General features: G+C 66.9%; 8 protein-coding genes and 1 pseudogene. 6 read left to right on the top strand and 3 right to left on the bottom strand.

What is annotated here, in order from left to right:
- The 3 genes and pseudogenes from V5A38_RS13640 to V5A38_RS13630 form a co-directional block, all read left to right on the top strand.
- Window positions 1-836 (top strand): annotated as a pseudogene (locus tag V5A38_RS13640) (ribonuclease J); the annotation flags it as partial.
- Between the two features lie 2 nt (window positions 837-838).
- The gene (locus V5A38_RS13635) at window positions 839-1,885 is read left to right on the top strand and encodes a polyprenyl synthetase family protein (protein ID WP_332326314.1); all 1,047 of its coding nucleotides are present in this window, start codon (window positions 839-841) and stop codon (window positions 1,883-1,885) included.
- Window positions 1,886-2,069: 184 nt separating this feature from the next.
- The gene (locus tag V5A38_RS13630) at window positions 2,070-2,999 is read left to right on the top strand and encodes an EamA family transporter (protein WP_332326313.1); all 930 of its coding nucleotides are present in this window, start codon (window positions 2,070-2,072) and stop codon (window positions 2,997-2,999) included.
- A gap of 132 nt (window positions 3,000-3,131) precedes the next feature.
- Here V5A38_RS13630 and bcp read toward each other — a convergent pair whose 3' ends face one another.
- The 3 genes from bcp to priS all read right to left on the bottom strand — a co-directional run bounded on the left by bcp (window position 3,132) and on the right by priS (window position 5,893).
- Window positions 3,132-3,593 carry a thioredoxin-dependent thiol peroxidase gene (gene bcp, locus V5A38_RS13625; protein WP_332326312.1) on the bottom strand — a complete coding sequence of 154 codons (462 nt, stop codon included), beginning with the start codon at window positions 3,591-3,593 and terminating at the stop codon, window positions 3,132-3,134.
- A 43-nt stretch (window positions 3,594-3,636) separates the two neighbouring features.
- Window positions 3,637-4,623 carry a hypothetical protein gene (locus V5A38_RS13620; protein WP_332326311.1) on the bottom strand — a complete coding sequence of 329 codons (987 nt, stop codon included), beginning with the start codon at window positions 4,621-4,623 and terminating at the stop codon, window positions 3,637-3,639.
- Window positions 4,624-4,717: 94 nt separating this feature from the next.
- Window positions 4,718-5,893: a DNA primase catalytic subunit PriS gene (gene priS / locus V5A38_RS13615; protein WP_332326310.1), complete on the bottom strand. Its 1,176-nt coding sequence runs from the start codon at window positions 5,891-5,893 to the stop codon at window positions 4,718-4,720.
- Between the two features lie 597 nt (window positions 5,894-6,490).
- On the opposite strand from priS, the gene V5A38_RS13610 reads away from it, so the two are divergent.
- From V5A38_RS13610 to rpl12p, 3 genes are read left to right on the top strand one after another with little or no spacing between them, the layout of a single operon-like run.
- A complete protein-coding gene (locus V5A38_RS13610; protein ID WP_332326309.1) occupies window positions 6,491-7,129 on the top strand; it encodes a 50S ribosomal protein L1 in 639 nt (212 codons plus the stop codon).
- The gene (locus V5A38_RS13605) at window positions 7,126-8,178 is read left to right on the top strand and encodes a 50S ribosomal protein L10 (RefSeq protein WP_332326308.1); all 1,053 of its coding nucleotides are present in this window, start codon (window positions 7,126-7,128) and stop codon (window positions 8,176-8,178) included. Before V5A38_RS13610 ends, V5A38_RS13605 begins: the two co-directional genes overlap by 4 nt.
- Window positions 8,179-8,187: 9 nt before the next feature.
- Window positions 8,188-8,529, top strand: coding sequence for a 50S ribosomal protein P1 (rpl12p, locus tag V5A38_RS13600; protein WP_332326307.1), 342 nt, complete (start codon window positions 8,188-8,190; stop codon window positions 8,527-8,529).
- Window positions 8,530-8,561: the final 32 nt, after the last annotated feature.

Raw genomic sequence — 8,561 nt, 5'->3', positions numbered from 1 at the left:
GCCTCGACAAGCGGATGGACCACACGCCGGTCATCGGCGACCCCATCGACATGGAGCGGTTCCGCGAGATCGGCCGCGAGGGCGAGGGCGTCCTCGCCTACATCGAGGACTGCACCAACGCGGGGAAGAAGGGGCGCAACCCCTCCGAGAACATCGCACGTGAGCACCTCTGGGACGTGATGAAGAGCATCGAGGATTACGACGGCGGCATCGTCGCCACCACGTTCTCCAGCCACATCGCGCGCGTCAAGAGCCTCGTCGAGTTCGCGAAGAAGATCGGCCGCGAGCCGGTACTACTGGGCCGCTCGATGGAGAAGTACTCCGGCACCGCCGAACGCCTCGGCTTCGTCGACTTCCCCGACGACCTGGGAATGTACGGCCACCGGAAATCCGTCGACCGCACCTTCAAGCGGATCATGAAGGAGGGCAAGGAGAACTACCTCCCCATCGTCACCGGCCACCAGGGCGAGCCGCGCGCGATGCTCACCCGGATGGGCCGCGGCGAAACGCCCTACGACCTGGAGGAGGGCGACAAGGTGCTGTTCAGCGCCCGGGTCATCCCGGAGCCGACCAACGAGGGACAGCGCTACCAGTCCGAGCAACTGCTCCGGATGCAGGGCGCCCACATCTACGACGAGATCCACGTCTCGGGCCACCTGAATCAGGAGGGCCACTACCAGATGCTGCAGGCGCTCCAGCCGAAGAACGTCATCCCGGGTCACCAGGACCTCAATGCCTTCGCTCACTACGTCGACCTCGCGGAGTCCGAGGGGTACACGCTCGGTGAGGACCTCCACATCATGCGCAACGGTCAAGTCATCCAGATCACGGAGTGACGATGAGCGACGAAGCGACGGTCGAACGACTGCTCGCCGCGGTGACACAGCGCCGCGAGCGGGTCAACGACGCCATCAACGAGGAGCTCCCGATCACGGAGCCCGAACGCCTCTACGAGGCGACGCGCTACCTCCTCGATGCTGGCGGGAAGCGACTCCGTCCCACGGCCGCGCTCCTGGTGGGAGAGTCCCTCGCCGACGTGAAGCCGGGTTCGGCCGACTACCGAGCGTTCCCTACGCTCTCCGACGGGGACGTCGACCTGCTCCGGGCCGCGGTCGGGCTCGAAGTGATCCAGACGTTCACCCTCATCCACGACGACATCATGGACGAGGACGAGCTCCGTCGGGGCGTCCCGGCCGTCCACCGGAAGTACGACGAGGAAACGGCGATCCTCGCCGGCGACACGCTCTACGCCAAGGCGTTCGAGTTCATGACCGACACGGGCGCCAAGCCCGAGTACGGCCTCGCGGCGACCAACCGGCTCGCCCGCACCTGCACGAAAATCTGTGAGGGCCAGGAGCTCGACGTGGAGTTCGAGAACCGGACCGAGGTGCTCCCCGAGGAGTATCTCGAGATGGTGGAGCTGAAAACCGCGGTGCTGTACGGCGCGTCCGCCGCCATTCCCGCGACGCTGCTTGGCGCCGACGAGGAGACAGTCGAGTCGCTCTACCGCTACGGCATCGATTCGGGCCGCGCGTTCCAGATTCAGGACGACGTGCTGGACCTGACGGTGCCCAGCGAGGAGCTGGGCAAGCAGCGCGGCTCGGACCTGCTGGGCGAGAAGGAGACGCTCATCACGCTGCACGCGCGTCAGCAGGGCGTCGACGTCGACAGCCTCGTCGAGGCCGAGACCACGGACGAGCTGACCGAGCAGGCAGTCGCCGAGGCCGTCGCGGTGCTGGAGGAGGCGGGCAGCATCGAGTACGCCCGCTCGAAGGCCGAGGAGCTCACCGTCCGGTCGAAGGCACATCTGGACGTGCTTCCCGAGAACGAGGCCCGGCAGCTGCTCGCTGACCTCGCGGACTACCTCATCGCCCGCGGCTACTGAACTCGCGCGTTCGCCTGCGGCGGAGTGGGAGACGTTGTTGGCCTCCGACTCATTCTCTCCTTCGTCGTCGCCGCCGACTGGGAACGGCTGGACCCCTCCTGAGAGAGAAGTATCACTCCCGATTGGGAGCATTGGCCAATCCGCCGAGGGACACGCTCAAGCCAGCGGGACTGCTACCACCGCCGTGTCACGCTACGAGGATGCCGGGCTGTTCGCGATGCTCGCGGTCGTGTGGGGGGCAGGGTTCACCGCTATCGAAGTGGGCCTCATTCACCTGCCGCCGATTCTGTTCGCCAGCTTCCGGTTCGACGTGGGGGCGATCGTCACGCTCGGTGGGCTGGCCATGATCGGCGGGCTCGAAACCCCCAGGGTTCGCACGGACTGGCAGTCCATCGCCGTCGCGGCGGTGCTGCTGGTGTTCGGCAACGGCTTCCTGCTGTTCGTCGGGCAGCGCTTCACCACTGGCTCCATCGCCTCGGTCGTTTACAGCCTCAACCCCGTGATGACCGCGGCGTTCGCGGCGCTCCTCCTGGCGGGTGCGGCGCTGGACGCCAGGGACATGGCCGGCGTCGGACTGGGGCTGATCGGCGTCGCCCTCGTCGCGCGCCCAGACCCGACGGCATCGACGGCTGCTGTGGGTGAGTCCGCCCTCGGCGCGTTGCTCATCTTCGGCGCCGTGCTCGCCGTCTCCTCGGGGAGCGTGCTGGTCCGACGCTTCGACGCCGAGATGGGGAGCATCTCCATCACCGGCTGGGCGATGGCCATCGGCGCGCTGCTGTTTCACACCGTCAGCCCGCTCATCGGCGAGCCGATGACCCTCCCCACTCGCCTCGATACGGTCGGCGCCATCGCCTATCTCGGTGTCGGCGGGAGTTCGCTGGGCTACGGCGCCTACTTCGTCCTGCTGAAACGCCGGGGGCCGTTCACGGTCAACCTCGTCAACTACGCCATCCCGCTGGTGGCCACGGTGACCGGGTGGGCGCTGCTCGGCGAGCGACTCGCCCCGCTGGCGGTCCTCGGCTTCGGATTCATCATCGCCGGCTTCCTCGTGATCAACCGCCGCGCCGTCGCGGACGAGATTCAGTCACTCAGGGCGAGAAGCAGCCGCTCCTAACCACTGGCCGGACTGCCTGACTCATAGTGAGTACTGCGAGTCTGTCCCGCCGTAACCATCCGTGTCGGTGATGGGAGCCCCTGAACCGGCGGCGTTCGACACCGTCGATGCACCTATTCGCCGTAATCACTATCAGGCGAGACCGAGGTCGCTCAGGATCTCGTCCGCGTGGTTCTCTGGGTCGACCCCCTCGTAACACGCCACGATGTCACCGTCGTCGTCGACGACGAACGTGTTGCGGAACACGCCCGTCACCTGGTTGCCGAACACGTTCTTCTCGCCGTAGGAGTCGTAGGCCGCCGAGACCTCGCCATCCTCGTCCGAGAGCAGGTTGAACGGGAGGTCGTACTTGTCGCGGAAATCCGCGAGATCTGCGACGGGGTCGTCACTGATACCCACGACCGCGACGCCTGCCTCCTCGTAGGCGTCCCAGTCGTCGCGGAACGAGCAGGCCTGGGTCGTACAGCCGGGCGTGTCCGCGCGGGGGTAGAAGTAGACGACCGTGTACTCGCTGTCGAGTTCGCCGAGGGTGACGGGCTCGCCGTCCTGGTTCGGGAGTGTGAACGCGGGGGCGTCGTCGCCGGGTTCGAGCATAGCCGACGCTGCGGGGGGCAGGGACTAACGCCTTCGGGTTGCGTCAGAACGAGAGCTCCTCTGCCGCTTCGCGCTGAAGCAGCGCGTCCGCGTTCTCCTCGGGGAGCGAGACCACGTCCTCGCTACGGAGGTCGTACTCTCGGTCGTCCATCCCGAGCAGTCGCCCCACGTCAGCGGTGATGCGGACGGTCGTTCGTCGACCGGCGTCCGTCGTTACGCCGCCGTCCGGCCGGCCGCGCGTATTTAGCTCGGGCGGCGGGTTTTCGGGTGCATCCGGCGGCTCCGGCTCGGCTGGCTCCTCCTCCAAGGGGGTTTCCGGTGGTGCCTCCTCCGGTGTCCGTTCTGGCGGAGCGGGCGGCGCGTCGTCCGGGCTCGGCTCCGGCTCTGGACTCGGGTCCGCGTTCGGTCCCCGCGTCTCGTCCGCGTCACCGGTTGCTACGGCGGGCTCTGCGCGCGAGGGCGTTTCGGCTGTCGGCGAGGCGCCTCCCGCTGCCTCGTCCCCGGCGGCGCTCGTCTCGCTTTTGGTCCCGCCCGCGACATGCTCGGGGCCGCGCTGGTCCGGCGTCTCCTGGCCTGGAGTGGGATCGGGTGCCGCGCCAACTGGTCCGGAGCCGGTCGGCCCCAGTGCCGGGCCGCTGTCGCCCTCGCCGGCGAGGATCTCGAGAACGCGCTCCTTGTTCTCGCCGATTCGGCCGACCAGGTCCTCGAACAGGTCCCGTTCCTGAACCGTCAGTCCCTCCTCATCAACGGGCATCTCCGCGGCGGCGAAGGAGGCGAGCTTGACGACCTTTCCGACTCTGCGCTCGTATACCGCCTCGACGACGTCCTCGGCGGTCTCGATCTCGTCGGTGAGCTGGGAGACCTCCGGGTCCGAGAACGGGTCGGCGGCGGTCTCGGCGGCCTCTGTCCGGCGGGCTTTCAGCTCCTGGATGTACGCCGCAACGTCCTCGTAGAAGGAGTCCCGCAGATGCTGGAGGCTGTCCTTCTGTCGTTCTTTCGTTTGGACGGTGCGGAGTTCGTCGATATCCATGTGTTCTGTGGTGGCCGGGGTGTCGGCGGCGCGCGTGATTAGTTGGTGGGTAACCGGTGGAACGGACGTACGACCCGGACGGCCCGGTCCGTGCTCACTCAGCCGCCTTCTCGGCGCGTCCCCTCGCCATGAGGAACACGCCAACGTGTTCCTCCACTGATTGCGGACCTGACTGTATAGTCGTTTCGGGGCCAACGCCCAGCGGCCCGGGGTCGGTCACGGTGACCATTACGCGCTGACCGCGGAACCGGTCGGCGACGGCGTCGGTCAGTGGGTCGAAGTCGGCAAGTTTCTCCCGCGGGATTGGTTTAACGACCAGCCCCGTCCCGCCGTGGAGCGTGCCGGGGAGCCGGATGAGCCGGCGCACGTCGGTCGTCACCGGCTCGTCGATCGGCGCGGTCTGGGTGGTCGTCACCGCCGCGGTGAGCGCCTCGACCAGTCGTCGGATGCCCGGTCCGCCCGCTTCGACGTTCCCCTCGTGGATAGCCTCGGGGTTGCGCTGTACGGCGCCCAGGATGGTCGAGGCGCGTCCGTCGCCGATGCCATCGAGCGCGGTGAGTTTCGCCATCGCGTCCTCCTCGTCCATCTCGCGAAGCGCTTCGACGAACGCCACGAGCCGGTCGTGGACGCGGCGGCCCCACCCGCCTTCGGTTTTGAGCACCCGGCGGGTGGTGTTGCCGTGCTGGACCGTCCGCACGAGACCGTCCCGGTCGAGGTCGACCGCGCGAACGTAGTCGACGATCTCCCGTCGGGCGCCGCTGTCGAGTTCGAGCAGTCCGGCGTCGCGGACGTGGACGTGGTAGCCTCGCCCGCCCGAGAAGACGATGTGGAGCTGGTCGTCGTCGAAGCCGAAATCCTCCATCAGCAGGTCGAGCAGGCGACCGAGCGCGTCCTTACACGCCTCGAGCATCTCCGCGTAGGCGACCGCCTCCGGGTCGATACCCGGCAGGTGGTCGGCGTCGAGGTCGAAGACGAGATCGGCGCCCTGCCACCCTTTTTCGTCCATCTCGTTGCGGCCGGGGGTCTCGTAGCGCGCGGCCGAGAAGTAGGCGTGTCTCGGCGCCTCGCGGGTGAGGAACTCCCGAACAGCGGCGGCGTCGCCGCCCATGTCGAGCAGGGAGCGGTGTCGCACCATCGTCGTTCCTTTGCTGGCGGTGTAGGGAATATGCCCCCACTCGCGGCGGGCTGGCTCCGGCGGGAGCGCGAGGTCGGCGCTGCTGTAGTAGTCGCCGAAGCGCCCCTGAAGATAGCTCCGCGTCCGCTCCTCCATGAGTTGCTCGTGAGTTATGGAGTTCGCGGTATAGATGTTGCTGTCGCCTGCGGGTCCAGTGGCTCGTCGACGAGAAACGCGGCAAGTCAAGGGGCGCCGTGAAGCGGTCGAAGGGGGTAGTTCAGGACACTGAGCGGTCGGGAGCCACCCATGCCTCTGAGCCTTCGACCCGGCTGCCAGGCAAGTGGGGATTTTCCTGTGGGGTGTGGAACTGCCAGCCACGCCGCCCGCTTGCTGCCGCTGGTTGACATGCGTGTTCACATCATATTAATACCTCTGCCGGTGAACTCCGGCACCGGCGGCCTTCCTGGGGCGAACGTCGGTTCATCGGTGGACGAACGTGGGATTCCTCGACAGGCGTGGGAACTGGTGGCCACACGTTCGTCGTCGAAGCTCCAACCGGCAGGCTGGTCACGGCTATCAGCAACGTGGAAAGAGCGAACGCCCGCTGGAGGCCATCCTGCCGCAGTCTCCCGATTTCTTCAGTCCCCGAGTTCGACGGCTTTAAGTCTCGCATCCCCGTCGTCTTCGACGAGACAGGCGTGGCCTGTTTCACTCACCCGTAGGAGCTACCTACGCGTACTACGGAGGTGAAAGATGGCAGATACAATAGAGGAAGCAGTATTCCGCGCACTCGAGGACGCGCCGCCTCGGAACTTTACCGAGACGCTCGACCTCGCGATTAACCTGCGCGACATCGATCTGAACGACCCGTCCAATCGGGTCGACGAAAGCGTCGTTCTCCCGTCCGGAACCGGACAGGAGACGCGTATCGTCGTCTTCGCTACCGGCGAGACAGCCGTGCGAGCGGAGGACGTCGCCGACGAGGTTCTCGGGCCAGACGAGCTCGAGGAGCTCGGCGACGACGATGACGAGGCGAAAGACCTCGCCGACGATACGGATTTCTTCATCGCGGACGCCGCGATGATGCAAGATATCGGCCGGTACCTCGGGACCGTGCTCGGTCCTCGAGGGAAGATGCCGACCCCCCTCCAGCCCGACGACGACGTCGTGGAGACGGTCGAACGGATGAAAAACACCGTTCAGATTCGCTCGCGTGAGCGACGGACGTTCCACACTCGTGTCGGTGCCCAGGACATGACCCCAGAACAGGTCGCCAACAACATCGACGTCATCGTTCGTCGACTCGAAGCAGACCTCGAGAAGGGGCCGCTCAACATCGACTCCATGTACGTGAAAACGACGATGGGTCCGGCAGTGGAGGTGCCCGCATGAGCGAAGCCGAAAGTGTCCGGAAAACCGATGCGGTGCCGGAGTGGAAACAGCAGGAGGTCGACGAGCTCGTCGACTATCTCGAACGCTACGACGCCATCGGCGTCGTCGGCGTCACCGGCATCCCCTCCCGGCAGCTCCAGAGCATGCGTCGCGGGCTTCACGGCGACGCCGAACTGCGCATGAGCCGCAACACGCTCATGACGCGCGCCGTGGAGCAGGTCGAGTCGGGGCTCGGACAGCTCGCTGCGGAGATCTCCGGTGAAGTCGGCTTCATCGGGACGAACGACAACCCCTTCGGACTCTACCAGCAGCTGGAAGCCTCGAAAACGCCGGCGCCGATCGCCGCCGGCGAGACCGCACCCAACGATATCGTCATCCCCGAGGGTGACACCGGGATCGACCCCGGCCCGTTCGTTGGCGAACTCCAGACGGTGGGGGCATCCGCCCGCATCATGGAAGGTTCGATCAAGGTCACCGAGGACTCGCACGTGCTCGACGCGGGCGAGGCGGTCTCGGCGGACCTCGCCAACGTCCTCTCGGAGATGGGTATCGAGCCCAAGGAAGTCGGTCTCGACCTGCGCGCCGTCTACGCCGACGGCGTGCTGTTCGAGCCTGACGAGCTGGCGCTCGATATCGACGAGTACCGCGCCGACGTCGAATCCGCCGCTGCGGCCGCCCGCAACCTCTCGGTCAACGCTGTCTACCCGACGGCGCGGACCGCAGGGACGCTGCTGGCAAAAGCGGCCGGCGAGGCGAAGGCACTCGGACTCGCTGCGGCTATCGAGGACGAGGAGCTCATGCCCGACCTACTTTCGAAGGCAGACGCACAGCTGCGTGCGCTCGCCACCCAGGTCGAAGACGAGGACGCGCTCCCCGAGGAGCTGCGTGGCGCGGAAGCGCCCGCGGCCGCGCCCGAGCCGGAGCCTGCGCCCGCGGAGGAGGAACAGGACGACGAAGAAACGGACGCCGAGGACGCCGAGGACTCAGAGCCGGAGGACGACTCCGACGACGACGACGCCGGCGAGGGTCTCGGCGAGATGTTCGGGTAACTCAGTACAATGGAATACGTCTACGCTGCACTCACGCTGAACGAATCGGGCGAGGAGATCAACGAGGACAACATCACGGCCGTGCTCGAAGCGGCCGGCGTCGATGTCGAGGAGTCCCGCGTCAAGGCCCTCGTGGCCGCGCTGGAGGACGTCGACATCGAGGAGGCCATCGAGACAGCCGCCGCAGCGCCCGCAGCGGGCGGTGCAGCAGCCGGCGCCGCCGCTGGCGACGAAGAGGCCGAGGAAGAGGAGGAAGCCGAGGAGGAGGCCGCCGAGGAGGAGGCCGCCGAGGAAGAAGAAGAGGAAGACGAGGGCGACGAGGGCGAAGGCCTCGGCGAGCTCTTCGGCTAACCGTCGAGTCGCACCGAGCAGGCGACTTGGCT

The sequence above is a fragment of the Halolamina sp. genome, from assembly GCF_036626355.1.
Lineage (GTDB): Archaea > Halobacteriota > Halobacteria > Halobacteriales > Haloferacaceae > Halolamina.
This window is presented reverse-complemented; position numbering and strand designations above follow the sequence as displayed.

Coding starts and splice junctions, on each gene's coding strand:
- V5A38_RS13610 (WP_332326309.1), top strand. CDS start 6,491: ATGGCAGATACAATAGAGGAAGCAGTATTCCGCGCACTCGAGGACGCG.
- priS (WP_332326310.1), bottom strand. CDS start 5,893: ATGGAGGAGCGGACGCGGAGCTATCTTCAGGGGCGCTTCGGCGACTAC.
- rpl12p (WP_332326307.1), top strand. CDS start 8,188: ATGGAATACGTCTACGCTGCACTCACGCTGAACGAATCGGGCGAGGAG.
- V5A38_RS13605 (WP_332326308.1), top strand. CDS start 7,126: ATGAGCGAAGCCGAAAGTGTCCGGAAAACCGATGCGGTGCCGGAGTGG.
- V5A38_RS13635 (WP_332326314.1), top strand. CDS start 839: ATGAGCGACGAAGCGACGGTCGAACGACTGCTCGCCGCGGTGACACAG.
- bcp (WP_332326312.1), bottom strand. CDS start 3,593: ATGCTCGAACCCGGCGACGACGCCCCCGCGTTCACACTCCCGAACCAG.
- V5A38_RS13620 (WP_332326311.1), bottom strand. CDS start 4,623: ATGGATATCGACGAACTCCGCACCGTCCAAACGAAAGAACGACAGAAG.